This window comes from Yersinia sp. 22-579 (assembly GCF_030433455.1).
In the GTDB taxonomy this organism is placed as follows: Bacteria; Pseudomonadota; Gammaproteobacteria; order Enterobacterales; family Enterobacteriaceae; genus Yersinia; species Yersinia enterocolitica.
Map to the genome: position 1 here is coordinate 134,172 of NZ_JAUJTZ010000002.1, position 18,422 is coordinate 152,593.

Sequence of the window (18,422 nt, forward strand, 5' to 3'; positions counted from 1 at the left end):
CTTCATATGTAGAAATCGCTGGAGAGGATAAAAATATTATTATAAAACATAATGTTATCAACTTACTTTGTAAATTTCATGCTATGGCGCTAACTAAAGGTTTTCATTTCATAATAGGCTGGGCAATTAAGCGCATTGATGTAGGTACTAACTCATAGGATCAGTGTTGAATCGTCTGTATAGGTCAAAGCACTGATGAGCTGTTCTGAGCTGATACTTTTCAGTAACGGGAAATTTATCAGCTTAAAACCGTTACTGAAGTAGATATCACACGTCTTGTTCTCAGTATCGAGCACTATTTCTTTAAACGTTTTAAAAATAAACCGTCTGCATTTCTCCCGGTCCTCTTTTAAGGTTAAATCCAACGTTGTTACATCCTCACTAACGGCCAGCCTCTGCTTATTGTTAACTGCACGGATCATGGATTCATTACTTTTGAATTCTTTATGCAGTGCCTTTATCTTTTCAGCCAGAGCAGCCACTTCAGGTGCTATTTGTAATGCCTCAATCAGCCTATCAATACTTTTAAGAACCTCAATATTTCTGTCCTGGAGCGAACGGGTCGATTCTCTACTGGTTGAATTAGTTTGGAATTTGTCAGCATGGATAACAACTGTAGTTATCAGGTTTACATCTGCAATATCACGCCTAATAGATGGAGTATTACAGCGATGTAACCGGCGCATAGGGCATACGTAATATCCCATCCCTTTGCCATCTATAGAATTGAGAATGATACTGTGACCGCATGCTTTACACTTCATCACCGAACGGAAGAGATTAATTAGATAGGGATTATCAGTGTGCTTGTCTTTGCCAAAGGGTGGTTTTCTGAACTCTCTGACGGCGTAGAAAGTTTTATCGGAAATAACTCGGGGAAAATAGCCCGCTATTTCTTGTATTCCATTGGCTATCGTACGGTATGACGGGGCATTTATTCCAATAAGCGCTTTATTTACCAATAGTTTTTCAATTGTTGAAGGGTTCCAGACGCCAATTTCTCCTGTTAGAGTTATCACCTTTTTATCATTCAGGACTTTAACTATTCCATTGAGGGATTGCCCTTTTAATCGTAGCCGAAATATCTCTTTAATCGTCCTAGCATGTTCAGGTATCAGTTCGAAACTATCTCCGCTTTGGCTCACCTTCAACCAACGCGGGCAACTTCTGGTAATTATTTTGCCCGAGGCCTCTGCTTCTTCCCTTTTCTTCTTCCATGCAGACTTCATCCGACGTGATTTGATTTCACTTTCTTCATTAGCCCGCTGCGCAATTAGAATGGCTTTTATCAGTGAGTAAGGATCATCCAAAGAATCTTTAGTGTAATGAGTATGGTCGCTAAGCGTAACAACATCGATACCAGCCTTTAATATGCTTTTAAGTCGTTCCGTTGCTTCACCTATTTTTTCACGAGACAGTCGGTCTAGGCTTTCTACCAATAGAACCGTGCCATATTCAATATAACCGCCCTCTACAGCCACCATGAAATCTGAGAATGCCCCTCTAGTGGCATGTGTTCCATGGTAGGCACTGATCCCCAAATCTTTATACGTCAAGTCGTCCAACATGTAATCGGGGTTAGCATCAAGCCATTCCGTCACTAGCCTGTGCTGCCTTTTTAAAGAATCCCCGTACTGTTGAACAGACGAAGAGAACCGGAGGTATGCGATTGCTTTTTTCATAGATATAACCAACGTAATAATGAAGACAGATACTGGCATACCGAAATTTAGCAGAAAGTGAACCCTGTCAAATCTTCTTCATGACGAAAAATTCAGCATTATTGATTTAAAAATAAGGTGATGAAGAGATTTTGAAGGATACGTGGGAAAGTGCGGATGATTGGTTTCAGGCTTAATATCTCTAAAGGGGATGATCCACAACCGTTGGATCTCGTCCAGTTTTTGCGTAAAATCGAAAACCTAAAATGAGCGCCTCAGGAGAGGTCATGTCTAATTTTGCTATTGATAAATTGATGTATTTTAGTCATGTGTCCAAGGCGTTACGATTCATAGCGGATAAAAGCCCATTCTCCAAAAAAGATAGGAACCTCTTCCTTACGCATGAGGCATCACGACTTTTATCGGAAAACAATTTTATAGGGGCAGAACTACAGTACCAAGAGGCATTAAGAATTTATAAGTGGTCACTAGATCCTTACATTGGACTTTCTATTTGCCTGATTGCACGGGAAGATATAATTTCAGCAGAAAGAATTCTTAATCAAGGGTTAAAATATTGCGGCAGTCACGAAGCAATATTCAATCTAAAGACAAGATGCTTAATAAATTCAAGGAGTACCAATAAGGCCTTGAAGTCATGGTTGAGTTGGCGATCCATTCAAAATAAATCAAGTACACATGATTACTACTCCATGGCCGCAGAAATACTGGTCTCTTCATTGAAAATAATGGGGAATGAAAACACTAACCACTTAATTATTGAAGATCTAATATATCAAAGCGATACATCACTTACAGAAAGACATCATCCATCTTTATGCTATATTTTGTTTCATTATCATGAGCATGACAGAAAGCTATTCTCAACAATATTGATGGCAGTAAATGAGTACATTGATTTAAATGGCATTAACTATAATAAGGCAACACTTTGCACATATACATTAGTATTGTCATTCAATATGGTTAATGATGATGAACGCAGAAAAATACTTGAAGATAATTTGTTTCGATTCTCTGTTAGTTCGCATCTCCCATTCGTTCTTATGGGAACAGCTAATTGCAGCATATGGCATGACGCTTTGAAAGCTAATAAAAAAAGCATTCATATTGTTCAGGGTATTTTAAAAAATATCGAGTATCATAATTTCAACAATGAGGGAATATTTAATTTCATCCTCATATCTGATGTATGTAAGAGCATTACTAAATATCGTGTTTTATCGGAAATATATAACTCACAAATAACCATTGACGATAGTAAATATGGTGAAGCTTTATCTTTTATAAAGAACGGTATTTCTGGAACACCAGTTTCAATCAACGCAGAAAAAAAACGACTGCGAATTGCAGTGTGCGTTTCAGGACAAATGAGGGGCTGGAGAAGATCATTTAGCAGCTGGGACAAGATTGGTCTTAATAATCATGACGTGACCTATTTTGTGCATACGTGGAAAGCTGAGGGTGGTAGTTCGCCAGTACCCCCTAATAACACGAGGCATTTACCAACTAATTTGATAGGCGCATTCTCTGATGCATGGAACATCCTGGGAGAGGGGAAAATGAGACAACGTTATAAAAATTTCTTCTCGTTATGGGGTTCCTCTTCAGGAGAAATAAACGCAAGAGATATCGCTGATGTATACGCTAGTGCTGAATGTCATATTGATGACGACACATGTGAACCATTCAATACGATGAATAACCCGCAAAAAATGTATTACAAAATATACAAATGCAACGACATGGCAATGAAGAGTGAATCAGAGTTTGATCTTGTAGTTAGGATTCGACCTGATATAGAGTTTACACAGTCGATAAATATCGATTGGCTGGATATATATCATAAAGCATCCACACAACGCATTATCTATGCTGAAACCTCTAACTCAGATAGCCCAACATATATGTTTCCAAACATAGGTTATGCTATGTCTGATTATTTTGCTGTATCAACTCCATCTAATATGATTTCCTATTCTCAGGCCTACCCTATGGGGTTGGGTGACAAAATAAATGGGAATAATGTTCCTGATGTTTTCCCGTCTGGTTTTGAGGCGCACAGAAATGTCGCTTATTCAACACTATTCAACTCAGTAAGCATTGAAGGAATTAGCCTCCCTCATAGATTCATTCCTGCATTTTCACCCAGTGTTGACGCTATTTATAATGCATTAACTATGGATTGCATAAATAGAAATGATGAAATAGATAAGATGCTATTGCAAGCATTGCGTTAGAAAATGGAGGGGGCACCTCCATTCACACCGGAACTTACTCCCCCTTTCCTTGCCCCTTTTAAACCCTCTCAATATTCTGATAAGAAATATGAGAACTGCTTAAATGTAGCCGACAAGAAAAAATTAATGGGCTAGTTAACTACTTAGGGTCTGGCAATGAAACGCCAATGGATATCGGCATTGATTCGTAAAAAACTTTATATAATTGACTTGAAAAATCGACCTCAACAAGTATTTCATCCTCCTGAAGTCCATAATACATTATCGTGATTTCGCCATTTTTTCCAAGCTTCGCATAATATTTATCCATTAGAATTCATACCCCATAGCAGTGATTCCGTAGGCGGTATTAGCTCCCTGTATCCGCCAGTATATTTGACGTGAATTATCAACTACAGGCATCTCCATGTAACTTGTTGTGCTCAGTGTGCCGCCCGTTAACGATGCACCCAGAGATATTTGTTTGGCACCTACTAGAACTGCATTCGCGGAGATTTCAAGAATACCTGTGGTGTCTGGAGATACAATACCAACAGTTACTGCCATTCTGATTAAAGTTGTGTTCAAAGGAACGGCACTGACCGTGAGTGCAGCAAGAGATGATGGAGTACTGCTGCCGGATAGTATGCTAGCACCGATAATGGATACTTTGCGCCCCTGCTGAATCACTGGAGCAAGTTGGGATGCGCTGGTAGGTAAAACACTAACAAGCGCTGATGCCGTATAACCCGCTGGCATATTACTGCCGCCGTACACCTCCGGAGCAACAACTGATGAAGCATTCACAGCAAGCAATGCTGATATCTGCGTTGTCGGGTTATAAATTGCGTATAACGCAACAAAGCCGTTCGCTGGCACAGTACCCGTATCCATCCCGCCCGCACCAGTAGTGGCCAGGTTAATGGTTTTGCTGAAGTTCGATAGTTTGTACTGAAGCCCACCCAAAGCAGTTTGCACGATCAGTTCATCTGCAGTAAAAGTGGCCGTTGATGATGCAGCAGTGACACTCATTTTCGCATTACGCGAAGTGCCTATAACGCCAGTTAGTTGAGACAAGTGAGCAGCATCACTCAAACCTAAATTTGTCAGGGCCGCCGAGACAGCAGCTGCTCCAGCCGCTTTAATTTCAGCCAGATTACTCGCGACTTTAAGGTATTTGGTGTTCGTTTCACTACCAATAAGCAGCTTTATTGCGGCCAGCACCTGAGCACGATCTGTTTTCTTTAACGTAATGCCCGCCGCCTCAACAACTACCGCCAGTTCTTCCTGCACGGCATCAAAGTAATCATCATCCAAAGCCGTGGCCGGTACGCCAGTCTGTGGGTTACCACGGGTAAAGCCGTTCTTGCCCGCGCCAAATTTATCAACCTGGGCGGTTGGGGTATCAATACGATGCATAAAGGGTTACTCCGGGTATAAGAAAGTCACATAGGTATGCGAAGGACAAAGTTTGTTGATGACGCATTCGGCGGTGGTGTCGCCCCATGTTCTCAGGCTATCGGTGCAAACAGAGGCGCAGATCATGTCGGTTATCTGGGTGACATTTGGCATGTTGACCTGCCACCAGTAGCGCCACTCTTCTGCATAAAGCGAATCAATGCAGGTCGAGGTGCAGCGAAAAACATCATTTTCAAACTGGGTGATAGTGGCATCCGGATAGCCCAACGCCGCCAGTTGTGCCAGATAGAACGCCTTGTTAATCCCGCCAGTGACATTAATTTTTGCATCCAGCCGCTGTTGCCGCTGGGCCAATGTCTGCACCCCGGGCGGTGCGCATGAATCCGGCAGGCCGGTTAGCTGTTCATAGCGATCAATCAACTCGGTGGTGGTGCGCGGATCACCCTCCAGCATCAGACTATCGCCGCGCTGATGGGCGCGGGAGTAGGACGGTGCCAATCCCAGCAGTAGGGGAGCATCCCCCTCCCATGCCGGGCCGCGCGGCAGCAGGTTTGTTAATAACTGGCTATAGCTGTCGGTTAAGTCCACGTTAGCTCTCCCACAATCGGCAATTCTGTGGCAGCCAGCGGGATATCATCGGTCGGGCTGACCAGAACGTGCTTATATTCGCCAGTGGCAATACTTATCGCCTCGCTGATACGCGAGTGATCCAGTGTTCCACCTGGCACCCCATCACGCAGAAACATAGCGCGTAACTCAGCAATGACCGCATAGCGCACTTCGGGTGTGTCAGGGGTGAGGCGAATATGGAACGGCACCACTTTTGCTACTGGCGCAAGGATATAGAGGCTGGCCCCTGCCACCGGAGCCAGCGGCAGAATGTGATCACGCACCGCGCTGACCACCGCATTATCCGGAATAGGGTTTTCAAGATTGCTGTTGGCCACCATCACACCGACCGTACCAGTTCCCATCCAGTGGCGATAAGTCCAGGCACGCGTGACGCCGGACACCTCTTTAGCCCAGATAATGTAATCACCATCAGCGCCACCCTGTGGGGTGTAATACCAGCGTTCGATGATCCGCGCTCGCCACTCGTCCACTGGCTCCACATCGGTACCGCCTTCGATGCTGTCAGCGGCGGCAGATGATGGCAGGCCGTTAATCGGTTGGGTCAGCACCATACTGATACCATCGTCAGTATTGCCTGCAGTGCCAGCCACCGAGCAAATCACCGGTACCCGCAGAACTCCCGCAATAGAGGTCGCCGCCGCCGTGGTGGTGTACTCCTGCAAATCATCACGTTGAATCACTCTGCCGGCAGGCACTTCAATACTGTTGGTGACCCCCTCCCAGCGCACAAAACCGGTCGCCGTTGCGGGTTCCTTGCGGGGGCAGCGTTTCATATTGCCGTGACGCGCTAACCAATCCTCATCGCACTGATCCGGTAACAGGTTGCGGGCCAGATAATCGATATAGCCATAAACCGTATGTACTGCCGCCGCATGCACCCGGCTGTATACCTCGATGTCGGTACGGCGCAATACGGCATCAGTTTGGAAGCGAGAATTCAGGTCACTGCGGATTTGGGTAATCAGTTGGGGAAGTGTCGGGCGGTTAAATCCGCTGTCAGCCATTGAGGGCACTCCATAAATCATCAAAGGTGATTAGCTGAGAATTGCCATCGTTGCGATACAGTGTTATCTCGGCGGTCAGTATCTCGGTCCCGTGCCGCTGCACATTGATGGCTATTCGTGAAACTATGCCGTCGTCTTTTAGCCAGGCTAGCGCCTGTTCTAAGTAGCCTCTGGCCAGTTCGACGGTGTTTTTGGTCAGTGTGGTGCGCTGAAGCAAGTACAAGCGGGAACCAATACGGTCATTTTGTATGGTGGGATAGCTGTCCCCCCACCACCCCATCGGCTGTTCTGAATCATCATCCGGATCAGCACGGCGCCAGGTGAAAAGAGAAATAATCACTGCGCGAGTTAAGTTATCAGTGGGCGTGGAGGCCGATTGTTGTTGACCATTCACCATCAGGATCATGAGTTACTCCATCTTCTGGTTAGGCTTGTCAGTATTCGGTTCACCATGTGGGTGAGTATGCGAATTGAACTGGCCGCGCATCGCCGCCATAGTTCCGGTTTTATCTTTAACATCAGCCGCAAACTCGACATTGCCCTGAGCTTTGATCTGACCGCTGGCTTCAATTAGTGGCGTGTTGAATACTGCTTTTTCTTCAGCGTTAACAATAAACTGCTTAGTGTTCACCTCGATTTTGTTACCGCGCTTGAGGATAATGCTGTCCCCTTCGTCGCTGTAAATCGCCACCTCACCAGACTTAAGCCCCTTGATTCGATAGCGACGATCAGCCACCACTAACACCACCCCGTGCGAGCGGTCGCCATCGGGGAAAGCGGCGAACGCCTCCGCGCCTGTGTGGGCGGCGCTGGTAAAGCCATAAGGTTCCAGATGTTCGATGTTGTCTTTCAACTCATCCGCAATCATCTGAATTTGCAGCATCTGGTTTTTACTGCTGGAATCCAGGCGGCGAACCACCGCCCGAACCAGCATATTGGATAGCCCGCGCTGTATCCCATCCAACAATCGACTCATTAGAATTCGTCCTCTTCGGCTTTTTTGCGGCGCTGTTTGTTCGGATTGGGAGGCTTTGGTAGGTAGGCATCAGCGGGGCCGATCCGTAACTGGGTGATGGTTCCCTGCTCGTTTTTGCTGTAGGTCACCTCCGCGATTAGCATTTCGCGGTTGTTAAAGCCCAGCACCGGATCGAACACCGTGACCAGTTGATTGGGCGACCACAAATCGCCGTTCCCCTGCCGCCAGCCCTGTACCGTATAGGTCACTTCATCGGTACGCGCTGCCCGCCGTAGCATCTCAAACTGGCTGCGCTCAATCACCGATCCCCCCGTGGCATTGCCGCTCTGCTTAATCACCATAGGTCGATAACGGCTGACGCCGCCGTCAACGGTTTTAGCCCGGATGGCATTGGTGGTGGCTGCGCCAAAATCGTCGTCATTGCCCGACCGCTGGCCCGCTACCACGTATTCAGAAAAGCGGTCTTTGATGCTCTGTTCGGTGTCACAGGAAATGATATTTTCACCTAGCACCAGCGCGGTGACGGTGCGTGAGGCACCCACCGGGCCAATCACCAATGCGCCAGTTGGATTGTCATAGGCCAACACCTGCTGAATGCCCATCATCTTATCCAGCACATCGACCACCGTTTCGCCGTAATCCACTTGCAGCCCCTGCATCGGAGTGTTTTCTACTCCGGCATTGACCACCGAGACACCAAAGGGCGCGGCCAGCTGGGTCGCTATCTGGACAAAAGAGCGCCCGGTAAACTGAGTTATCAGGGCGGCACAGTCGATCAGGTCTTCGGTTTTGCTGCGACCGACAATGCCCACCGATACTGAGCGGGCGTCATAGCGTACCGGTGTGGCATCGATATAGCCGGTCACCACCAGGTCAGTGCCGATCAACACCGTAACCGCATCGCCCTTTTTCACTCTGGGCTGCAGGTGTCCGGCCTCTTCGCTGCCGGGCCATTGGCGGGTAATTTCCACATTAAAATCACGGGCCAGACGTTCGATACCGGCTGAGATCGAGACCGACGTCCAGCCGACCCACTCACGGCCATTGACCCGCAGCGTGACATCGTTATTCATCTGATTGGCACCTGTAACGTTTTCACCGGCACAAAGCCGGGATGAGTGATTTGGTTGCGACCGATAATGTCAGTTTCGCGTGCGGCGGAGTCATACCAATCAGCCGCCAGCACCAGCGCGGGCAGCACTTCATCAGGGGTGCGGAAGGTGGTTTTTTCTATCTGCTCGAGCCGCATGCTGATATCGCGATTGACATCAGCGCGCACGGTGTTGATCGCCAGAAACAGCGCATCATCGGTCATCCGTAGCAGTTCCTGATCAATGGCGGTATTGAGGGAGTCGCGGATCTCTGTCAATGCCTCGTAGGTTACCGGCGGTGACACGACCACGCTGTCGCTAAGCGACGTGACCGCCGGATGAGTGACCAGCGGCTGTTGCGCCTGCGGGGTCACCGTGGCAGTCAGTGGCGGGCGGGCCTGTGGTAAATCAGCCACGCTTTGTGCCGCCTCAGTCAGTGCGGTAGTACGGATGGCCTGAGCCACCACGTTGCGCTGGGTGGTCTGGGTCTGGATGGTTTTGCTGTCCGTTTTCCATACCCCGCGCGGAGCCAGATCACGACCCACAGTAAACCCGCTCAGCCCCTTAATCTTATTGATGATATCGCCACTGTTACCCAGCAGACTCTTGCCCGAACGCCACATACGTTGCAGCCGGTTAACGAAATTCATGCCAGAGCTGGGTGGCATTAGCAGTACCGACAAGTCGCCATCCAACAAGCGGCCCGCGTCAGCAATAGCCGAATTCACACCATCAAAGGCTTTAATGGCGGTGTTCATCATGGCGCTGGCATCACTGATCACGCCGTTCTGGATAAAGTCAGCCATCCCCTCCAGCCCGAAATCCTTACCGAATGCATCAGTGACACAGTCAGTCATGGCATCACAGGAGGAAACCAGCTTCTGACCAGTGGCAACACCAGAGGTGGGAAAAGAGAGTTCACCGGCTTCAACAAAGTTAAAGTTAATGGTACACATACGGCCATCTGAGGCTCTATGGCTAATGCTTACCTCACCATCGATACAGACATTTAGCTCGCCATATTGCGGGTGGATCAGTTTCCCCGGCCCCGCCTGGTTAATGGCGGTAATCAGTTGATCACGTTGTGCCTGGTAATCATCACCTATCAGATAGGCTGAAATAGTATCGCGCCGTGTCACCCGCCCCTGATCTTCGGAGTAAGGTTTATCGCGGTTGGGGTATTCATGGGTTTGCGTCCTGCGCCCGAAAGTGGCCTCATCCTCTTGCGTTTTAAATGGCACACCACGAAACGAGGCCGGTAATAGCTTATCTTTCCAGCTCATACATTCTCCGGGCGAAAAAAAACCCACCGAAGTGGGTTATAAATATTATATTTAAATTAATTAAATCTTTTTCACGTCAGTAAACTTAAATATAAATTCTGGTTCTTCAAGTCCACCACGTAAGCTCATGCTACTTTCTTTAATACAATTACCATCACCACGGAAGAATGAGCCAGAAAATTTAACCTGATCACCTTCTGATAATTGGGATGCTTTCTCAAACAATGAAGATCGTGGGTCAATTAAAGTATCATATGAGATATCTGATAATGCGTTATTCCATGTTTTTACGGAGACATTAGGTGCAAGCTCTATAGATAAAACACCTTTACCATCACTATTAGAATCGACTTTAGTTACCTTACCTTGCCATCCTTCAACTTTTCGAGATTTTAATTTCTTGCAAATACCATCATCTCTTTTCGTTTTTATTCCCCCTCTTTGCATGTCATTTTTGGCTCCATCAGAAGCCTCAATAGCTGAGGTGGTTAATTCTATAAAAGACTGTTGTTTTTCTGGTAGTGTATTTTTTTGATCTTCTGCAAATACTGATCCGCTTGCAAGTATCCCTACAGCTACAATTAAGACTAACCGACTTCTTATCATTCTCATTTTTCGAACCCCAGAGATTAGTGTAAAAAAATCCTACCACTTACACTGGAACTCTTCACTGGAATTTTGTTACTTGCCAGAAAAACGAGTATAACCAACATCATAGCCCACACCAAAACCAGACTGATTGGTTTTAGTACCGACAATTGCCATACCCGGAGGAGCATTATCAAACTTAACGGTAATTTCTCCATTGACGGCTTGAGGTCTGGCTGCAGCTAATGGCACCTTAGAGTTTTGACTGCCATCGAAATTTAAAATCTCTTTTAGCCGCGGTATAAAACCATGGTAACCCCGAGCTTCTTCATCCTTTTTCGCCTTATCAACGACATATTCACCAGGGTTCATCCCTGCGGCTTTGGCTTCTTCACCAATCTCATTTAGCTTATTAAATAAGCTAATCAGCACACCAATAGCGACAACCTGCCCACTAAATTTGAAGAGATTGGTTAGCGAACCAGACAGGGCTTTAACCGCAACATTACCTTTATTGATGCCACTAAGAAACGAGATTAAAAAGCCACCAGCAATATAAACAGCCAAGCCTTGCATTACCCCTTCTAACCCACCTACCATATCAACAATAGGCTTAATCTGGTTCCATATATCTTTAAAAACTGGGCCGACGGTATCCCAGTTAGCCACAATTAATCCACCGGCACCGATCAGCAAAGTGAGCAGTTTACCCAGCGGGGTCATTTTGGTGACGAAATTCATAATACCGATAGCTTTCGTTATTGCCGACACGCTAACGGCCACCCCCGCTAAATATAGACCTAACTTCAAGGTGGTTTTAATCAGTTCTGGATTGGCTTTAATCAGTTGCCGAATTTGCCCCAAAAATGGCCTTAACTCTTGCGCAGCTTCTACTATTGATGGCAAGAATAAATCACCAATAGAAATACTCGCTGCCGTTAGTTGATTCTTTAATAATTGAACTGCGTTAGCCGTTGTCGCCGCGCGCGACGCATATTCTTTTTGCATCGAACCACTATAAATTTGTGCATCAGTGACTTTATTAAAGTTCTTTTCCAGTAGATCCAGATTTGATAATAAGGGAGTTATCGCCCCTAGTGACTCTTTACCAAATAGCGATGTCATTACTGCAACTTGATCGGCTTTTGGTATTTTTGCTATCGACTTCAAGACTCTTAACATTGCCGCTTTAGAATCTTTCTGCATATCTGCGGCAAGCTGTTTTGGACTAATTCTTAATGACCGGAAAACCTTTTTCTGTGATGCAGTTGCGGCCTTGCCTGCTGTAAGCGACAACATAAAGTTTTTAATACCTGTTGACGCGATTTCAGACTCTACTCCCATCCCGGCAATAGTGGCCCCCATTGCAGCAATTTCGCCAGATGCCACACCAGCAACTCCACCGAGCGGGCCAATACGAGTGACAATCTCAGATATTTTTGCTGCATTGGCTGGGCCGGTGTTACCCAGATAGTTCACCTTGTCAGCGAGCGTAACCACTTCATTTTGCGTTAGCTTAAATGCGGTTCTCCACTGGGCCATCATCTGACCAGACTCTTCTGCTGTCTGGTCAAAAGCGATCCCCATTTTCACTGCATCTTCGGCAAAACGGGTCAATTCTTCGCGAGCAATACCTGCCTGCCCACCTGCAGCAACAATCTCACCAATCCCTATAGCGGCCATAGGTAAATTTGACGATAGCTCCAGCACATCATCAGCCATCTGTTTAAACTGCTGCGGGCTGTCAAAATCAACCACTTTACGAACATCGGCCATAGTCGATTCAAAATCCATCGCCTGGCTAATAGGAACAGCAAATGCGGCGGTAATAGCCGCACCTGCCACTGCTGCGCTGGAGATAATATCTTTAAATTCCCCCTTAAATTTGCGCAGATCCTTCTGCATGGTGGTTAAGGTTGGGGATAATTTATTAACGCCGGTGATAATCGCCTTTAATTGAAAACTATCAGACATTTTTTATCTCCAAAGCAATGCGATCGGCCTGCTTCTCCATTTCAATTATCTTGGAAAGTGGGCAGGCCATAATGGTTAAAGGGCTAACTCGCCAGAAATAAGCGATATTGTAAGCGCGGGTAGTGAGGTCTTTTACGCTGCTGAAGTCGTAAAAAAACCGAGTATCTTCATTGATACTGTCATTAGATCTTTAGGTGACATCTGCTTAGCTGAAGAGGGGGGGATATCAGCCATAATAGGCAAATATAGTAAGGTAGATTTTGAATCCATCTTGATTTCACCATCTTTAGTGATAGTGAAAGGCATGCCACAGCTGGATACTTCATCATAGGTCGGTTCACGAAGTTTCAGCTCTTTGACCTTTTCCCCACCCACGGTAATTTCTCTGCTTAATGTCATAATCATTGGTAAAAGCCCTCTTGTCCGTGGAATTCCATATCCACAGTACCTTCCTCGGCATTGTGGTTCGCTTCGCCATGTAGCCAGCCGCTGGAAAGTACATACACCATACCGTTTGCCAGCTCGCCAGTGATGGTCATTTCATCAGCTGAAGTGATCTTGCTGATGGGATAGCCTTTCGGAACCTTGAAAGTTCCTTTGATATAAGGAGCGCGGTGGGTTTCTTTGTAATCCACTGAGCCATCCAGCCCGATCACATCATCTTTCACCGCCGTGTTCATTGGCACCTCGATACCGCCAGTCAGAGATAATTGCTGACCATCAATTTTAAAAAAGCACGTACCGCCAATTCGGGACATTTAGGCCACCTCTTCGCTATATTGCAGACGGAACTGATTAAGCACTGCGAACACTCGCAGTTGGTTGACATAATCAGGTGGGAACAGCACATCGAGCCGGTTAGGGTTATCCGCGTTGCGCTCGACAATCAGGTATTGCTTGAACAACTCAAAGTTTTCAACAATGCCCGCACGTTCCAGTTGGCGGTAAATGGATAACATTTCTCCCTTAATAACATTCGGTGTGACAATCGCCTGACCTGCACCGAAACGGGTACCATCGTTCGCCAGCTTATGGCGTGGGTACTTACTGGTGATAACCGACTTCAACCGGCGCAACGCATAGGCGCTGGTATGCAATGTTTCACTATCAAGAAAACTGTTATCGGCATTGCCGTAGCTGTTTTTCTGATAGGTGGTGATATCACGCTGAATGCGCAGTACCCCGCCCTCGCTGTAGGCGGTGGCGATACCGTGGGTTAACAGGGATTGCAGCTCGGACAGAATGAAACGCGTACCCACCGGAGCCGGTAATGCGCCATTCAGCAAGCCGGTTTGCGTTGGTCGTGCCGGATCATTACGAATGAACACCGAATTACGCGCTGTTCGCGCCGCGACCAGTTCATCAGTTGCCATCTGTACGCCGGTTTCATACCCGGCAATAGTCAGATGTGGGTCGTTGAATGTGGCCCCAAAAGCCACCAGATCCGACAAATCACCCACTTTCGCGGTATACACATGGCCGTATAACTGCCGCGACCAGCTCCAGCGGCCGGTATCGTCGTTCATCTCTTTGCCGATGGTGGCCAGTGATGCTGAGTCATTGAACGGGAAAGCGATAAAATCAAACAATTCATCGCCTAAGGTGGCAATAGTCGCTGACAGGTCCGGAGCGCCAGCACCACCCGCCATTGGAACAATCGCAACATTCACGCCGGATGGATTCTGCTCACCGCCGACAGTACCGCGATAGTTCAGGCTGATAGGCAAACCGTTACCAGTAAGCCCGCTGTTTTTGGCTGTAAGAGTAACGACGCCCGCCGCCGCAACTGCGGTAACCGGCAAATCAAGCAGAGCATTAACCGCCGCAGCGATACTGGTACCGATAATTGCCGGAGTATCCAGCGCAGTAACCACGACTTGAACTCGGATAGAGCCGATATAAATCGACAATGTGCCGGAGGCTTGCGCGGTACCGGTGACAGTGAGTTTGCCGGTTGCTGGAGTGCTCGCTACTTCAGGAACAGCAACCACCCACAATTCACCAAAGGGATCGACAGCCCGATAAGCTGCCACCATGCGGGCTAACTGGCTACCTCGACCGGCTACCTGCCCCGCTCTGTCTGCCGACGGCATAATGACGAGCGTATTCTTCTCAATCGAACTGTCTTCCAGCGCGTGGGCGATAATCAGTGATGGCCCGCTGTCCTGTGCCGTATTCGCCGCGCTATTGTCCATTTCGGCAAAGAACAACGGCACCCGTAAATCATTAGGGATGTTGTTAAAGCTGATCATTGTTTTTTGGCCTTCTGCTCAGGTTGAACGAGGGGTGCCGGTGGTGCGGTTTCTTCAGGTTCTGTGGCCTTGACGGTCACTTCTCCTGACGCTAACCGGCGGTGCCAGTAAATATTTTCATCGACGTTTCGGCCCTCTGCGGGCAAAAAGTCACCTCTAACCGGGTCAGGGACTGACCGGCCATCTTTGGGGATCACATGCATAAGGGGTTACTCATCGTTAAGGGGAATGTTTAACTTGTGTTCAATGATGCCGTCAGGGGTCATAAAATCGACATCAACCATGATCCGCTCCAGCTCTGCAAGCTGCTGAAGGTCGTCCCATTGGTGGGTATCTTCGACTGTAATATCTCGTATTGCTGAGAAGTCATACTGGTAATAAAGATGGGCGCGGTTCATATCCAGCAGGTTGCCACCATCATACTGAATCGGGTCATAGCAAGATTCAGGCTCCCAGCCCAGCAGCGCTTTAAACAACTCAGCGCGGATATTATCGACGGCATCAAAGGCGGCTTTTTGCCCGCGCTGATCAGGCCTGTTATCCAGTACCACAATCACAGCAAAACCATCAGTAAGATCCTGCCAATAGTCGGTTTGTGACTTTTGCTCTCCCACATTGTCATCCAGCGGAATGACCCAGGCAGAGGGTAATTTCATGTTGGATGTTTCAAGGATGGGCTTATATTCGGCAGCACCAGACACCCGCTCTTCAAATGATGGGCAGCGCAGTCTCAGTGCAGCAATGACTAATGAGAGTTTCATTTTTTAACGGGCCTCAAAGAACTTTGTAAGGCGTCAAATAACACACGCTCAATCCACGCTCGACGATTTAACAAAGCCTGTTCCATAAAGTTTTTACGGGGTTTAAGTTTCCAACCATCACCACCCGAACCGCCGCGACGATGGTTTTTATTGCGCTTCGCTTTCCTCCGGACGCCGTAATAAAGAAAAGCAGGATAGAAATCACCCTCGAGGGGGCGAGAACCTTTACCGCCTTTCTGGTTTGGGGCGATCCGGACTAAAAAGCCTGGTCGATTGGCGGTCGCTGTTGGCACACGAAAACCAATAGATTTAGCTAACCGCCCAGTACGATAGCCCGGTGCATCTCCTGCTTTTGATATCGCTCGCCGCGCCACCAAACGGCGCGATTCCCGTAAAACACTTTGGCCGACGGTGACAAATGCCCGCCTAACTCGCGCTTTGTTAAAGGTTAATTCTGGCGTTTTATCAAAATCGACGTGCAGATATAGGCCGCTGGTAGAGTTCTCAATCGCCATTAATGCCCCTCCCCGATAGCTTCCACGCTACCCAACTCTTCAGCAGTAATGACCAGAAAGCGGCTGGCTTCATTCAGGTTCGTAGTTCCCTTGACTCGATAAACCATTTTATTGATAACCACCTCATCATCCGTGGTAACGCCAGTTCGGTAGCGGATAACAATGCGGTGAGTAATGGCAACATCAATCTGCACCGAACCGATACGGACAGAATCACCAATGGCTGACAGCTTTGCCCAGGTATCGAACTTATTGTGATAAACGGTATCAACACCCATATGACCGTTGCCGGGAACATCTTCGCGGGTGCGGAACTGGGCGCGCTTATTCAGTTCACCGGGAGCCGGTGGCCGATAAGTGGCGTTGATTTCAGTAAACCGGCGTTGAGTCATAGTGGAATAAACCTGTATGGGCCAACGAGGAAGTAGAAGCTCATCGGAACTTCTGACTGCTCAAAATCACTGACCGATGAGCGGTTTTCATACCAATGGCTGACAAGATGCAGCACAGCCAACTTGATATCATCCTCAAGAACTAGCCCGTCAGGGTCTGTTTCAGGTACCGCATCCGCATATAATTTACGGTTGGTGTAGCTGATGACCCGTTTTTCTGCTGCGCCGCCAATCAAGGTTAACAGGTCATTTTCATGGTCAAAATCAGCATCCAGACGACACTGAGCCTTAATTTCTGGCAGTGTTAACAGCATGAAAACCTCCATACCCGCAACCTGAACCCAGATTGCGGGTATAAAAAAACCGCAAAAGCGGCATGTTTTAAATCCAAGTGAAATTAACCACCCGCTGCAGGTTTACCCACCAGCGCTTTAATAGCGGCGGTATCTTCCAAAATGCAGTCGAAACGATGGAAAGCGAGGAAGCCGGTCTGGTCAAATTCGGCATAACGTTCTACCAGGCGTTTCAATGTCATGTAAGTGATACGACGAACAATGAAACGATCAAAGTCGCCACAGAACATAAATTTCTTACCAGCAGCAATGTTGTCGATTGCCTGATCAATCACGTAAGGCACCTGCAATACGGTTGCTGGCGCACCACCAATGATTTCAGGCAACCACAGTGGACGACCTTGCAGATCTTCCATTTCGGTGAGGGTTTTCAATGTTGAATCATTGAATGCCCAACGGAATTTCGGACCATTACGATACGCGGGATCGATGGAGTGCTTGAGAGCATTCATTTCTTTCCATGTAAATGTAGTGGCCGCTGCTGTTGGAGTGACGCCCGTGACAGAAGTCACCAAACCTTTGGGTTGCACTGGCGTACCCGCGCCGGTCCCCTGAACAAGGTATTTAGCCTCGCCGCGCCCAATGCGCTGAGCAATACGGCCAGCCAAAAATGCTTCAATATTGACGCCACTATCCTGAAGTAACTCATTAGAAATACGAATTATTTTAGACGACAGCTTTTTAGCACCGAGTGAGCCAGAACCGAACTCAACATCCTGTTCGCTGGTTTCGGTGTTTTCACCCAACAGCTCCCCTTCCTCTGTAGTGCCGTCAGAGGTGGCCCATTCAATATCCTGCCCATTATCGGTATTCATGATCTGAGCAACACTGGCAATGCCACCGTAGGCTTTCATGGCCTCGACAATGATTGCGCGGAATTGGGTTGGGACGGTGTAACCTCCTTTTTCATTAGGGGCAGTACCTTGCGCACGTAACTCGCGCAAAGCGCTGCGCTCTTCGGCACTCAGTTCACTTTGCCCATGACGCAAGAACTTGTTAAATGCTTTTTGGCGCTGTTCTTGTTGCTGGCCCTCTGGTGTGTCAGTCCGTTGCCGCTGTTCTTGCTCCTGCTCCTGAACAAACTGTTGATCTAGACTTCGCAACTCTTCTTCACGCGAGATTTGATCATCGAGCGCCTGAAGCTCGGTTTTTGCCTTGTTCCAATTGGTTCGCTGCTCATCAGTCCAGGCGTTATCACCAATACTGTCATGCAAAGCGCGCATATCCGTTGAAATGGTATTACGCTTTTGCTTAATATCGTGTAATTTCATAGACATACA

Annotated in this window: 19 protein-coding genes and 1 pseudogene; 1 reads left to right on the forward strand and 19 read right to left on the reverse strand. The window is 47.5% G+C overall.

The genetic code is table 11. The features are described from left to right. Positions 1-152: 152 nt before the first annotated feature. Positions 153-1,682 (reverse strand): recombinase family protein, encoded by a 1,530-nt coding sequence (locus tag QSV56_RS02920; protein WP_239873809.1) that lies wholly within the window; start codon positions 1,680-1,682, stop codon positions 153-155. A 266-nt stretch (positions 1,683-1,948) separates the two neighbouring features. On the opposite strand from QSV56_RS02920, the gene QSV56_RS02925 reads away from it, so the two are divergent. Beyond that, a complete protein-coding gene (locus QSV56_RS02925; RefSeq protein WP_061111516.1) occupies positions 1,949-3,922 on the forward strand; it encodes a tetratricopeptide repeat protein in 1,974 nt (657 codons plus the stop codon). A gap of 1,059 nt (positions 3,923-4,981) precedes the next feature. Here QSV56_RS02925 and QSV56_RS02930 read toward each other — a convergent pair. From QSV56_RS02930 to QSV56_RS03015, 18 genes and pseudogenes are all read right to left on the reverse strand, one after another. Next, positions 4,982-5,320, reverse strand: a pseudogene (locus tag QSV56_RS02930) (hypothetical protein); the annotation flags it as partial. A gap of 6 nt (positions 5,321-5,326) precedes the next feature. Further along, positions 5,327-5,908, reverse strand: a complete 582-nt coding sequence (locus QSV56_RS02935) for a YmfQ family protein (protein ID WP_050164131.1) — start codon at positions 5,906-5,908, stop codon at positions 5,327-5,329. Beyond that, a complete protein-coding gene (locus tag QSV56_RS02940) occupies positions 5,899-6,957 on the reverse strand; it encodes a baseplate J/gp47 family protein (RefSeq protein ID WP_050164134.1) in 1,059 nt (352 codons plus the stop codon). The genes QSV56_RS02935 and QSV56_RS02940 overlap by 10 nt, the downstream gene beginning before the upstream one ends. Next, positions 6,950-7,363 (reverse strand): phage GP46 family protein, encoded by a 414-nt coding sequence (locus QSV56_RS02945; protein ID WP_050164136.1) that lies wholly within the window; start codon positions 7,361-7,363, stop codon positions 6,950-6,952. Before QSV56_RS02945 ends, QSV56_RS02940 begins: the two co-directional genes overlap by 8 nt. Before the next feature lie 3 nt (positions 7,364-7,366). Then, positions 7,367-7,933, reverse strand: a complete 567-nt coding sequence (locus tag QSV56_RS02950; protein WP_050164138.1) for a phage baseplate assembly protein V — start codon at positions 7,931-7,933, stop codon at positions 7,367-7,369. Then, entirely contained in the window at positions 7,933-9,006 is a 1,074-nt protein-coding gene (locus QSV56_RS02955; protein ID WP_050164139.1) for a phage baseplate assembly protein, read from the reverse strand. Before QSV56_RS02955 ends, QSV56_RS02950 begins: the two co-directional genes overlap by 1 nt. Beyond that, a complete protein-coding gene (locus tag QSV56_RS02960) occupies positions 9,003-10,307 on the reverse strand; it encodes a DNA circularization protein (protein WP_301210633.1) in 1,305 nt (434 codons plus the stop codon). The genes QSV56_RS02955 and QSV56_RS02960 overlap by 4 nt, the downstream gene beginning before the upstream one ends. Positions 10,308-10,367: 60 nt before the next feature. Beyond that, positions 10,368-10,919 (reverse strand): hypothetical protein, encoded by a 552-nt coding sequence (locus QSV56_RS02965; RefSeq protein ID WP_050328979.1) that lies wholly within the window; start codon positions 10,917-10,919, stop codon positions 10,368-10,370. A 69-nt stretch (positions 10,920-10,988) separates the two neighbouring features. Further along, positions 10,989-12,869: a phage tail tape measure protein gene (locus tag QSV56_RS02970; RefSeq protein WP_239873807.1), complete on the reverse strand. Its 1,881-nt coding sequence runs from the start codon at positions 12,867-12,869 to the stop codon at positions 10,989-10,991. A gap of 132 nt (positions 12,870-13,001) precedes the next feature. Further along, positions 13,002-13,274: a phage tail assembly protein gene (locus QSV56_RS02975; RefSeq protein WP_239873806.1), complete on the reverse strand. Its 273-nt coding sequence runs from the start codon at positions 13,272-13,274 to the stop codon at positions 13,002-13,004. Continuing rightward, complete coding sequence (locus QSV56_RS02980; RefSeq protein WP_239873805.1) at positions 13,271-13,627, reverse strand: phage tail tube protein; 357 nt, start codon at positions 13,625-13,627, stop codon at positions 13,271-13,273. The genes QSV56_RS02975 and QSV56_RS02980 overlap by 4 nt, the downstream gene beginning before the upstream one ends. Beyond that, entirely contained in the window at positions 13,628-15,121 is a 1,494-nt protein-coding gene (locus QSV56_RS02985) for a phage tail sheath subtilisin-like domain-containing protein (RefSeq protein ID WP_301210639.1), read from the reverse strand. Next, positions 15,118-15,324, reverse strand: coding sequence for a DUF2635 domain-containing protein (locus QSV56_RS02990; RefSeq protein ID WP_050878327.1), 207 nt, complete (start codon positions 15,322-15,324; stop codon positions 15,118-15,120). The genes QSV56_RS02985 and QSV56_RS02990 overlap by 4 nt, the downstream gene beginning before the upstream one ends. A gap of 6 nt (positions 15,325-15,330) precedes the next feature. Beyond that, a complete protein-coding gene (locus QSV56_RS02995) occupies positions 15,331-15,882 on the reverse strand; it encodes a hypothetical protein (RefSeq protein ID WP_050878325.1) in 552 nt (183 codons plus the stop codon). After that, complete coding sequence (locus tag QSV56_RS03000) at positions 15,879-16,397, reverse strand: hypothetical protein (protein ID WP_050878323.1); 519 nt, start codon at positions 16,395-16,397, stop codon at positions 15,879-15,881. The genes QSV56_RS02995 and QSV56_RS03000 overlap by 4 nt, the downstream gene beginning before the upstream one ends. Then, entirely contained in the window at positions 16,397-16,789 is a 393-nt protein-coding gene (locus tag QSV56_RS03005) for a phage head closure protein (protein WP_050335831.1), read from the reverse strand. The genes QSV56_RS03000 and QSV56_RS03005 overlap by 1 nt, the downstream gene beginning before the upstream one ends. Further along, positions 16,786-17,103 carry a head-tail connector protein gene (locus tag QSV56_RS03010; protein ID WP_050335830.1) on the reverse strand — a complete coding sequence of 106 codons (318 nt, stop codon included), beginning with the start codon at positions 17,101-17,103 and terminating at the stop codon, positions 16,786-16,788. Before QSV56_RS03010 ends, QSV56_RS03005 begins: the two co-directional genes overlap by 4 nt. 83 nt (positions 17,104-17,186) lie before the next feature. Next, positions 17,187-18,413, reverse strand: a complete 1,227-nt coding sequence (locus QSV56_RS03015; protein ID WP_050871014.1) for a phage major capsid protein — start codon at positions 18,411-18,413, stop codon at positions 17,187-17,189. Positions 18,414-18,422 lie beyond the last annotated feature (9 nt).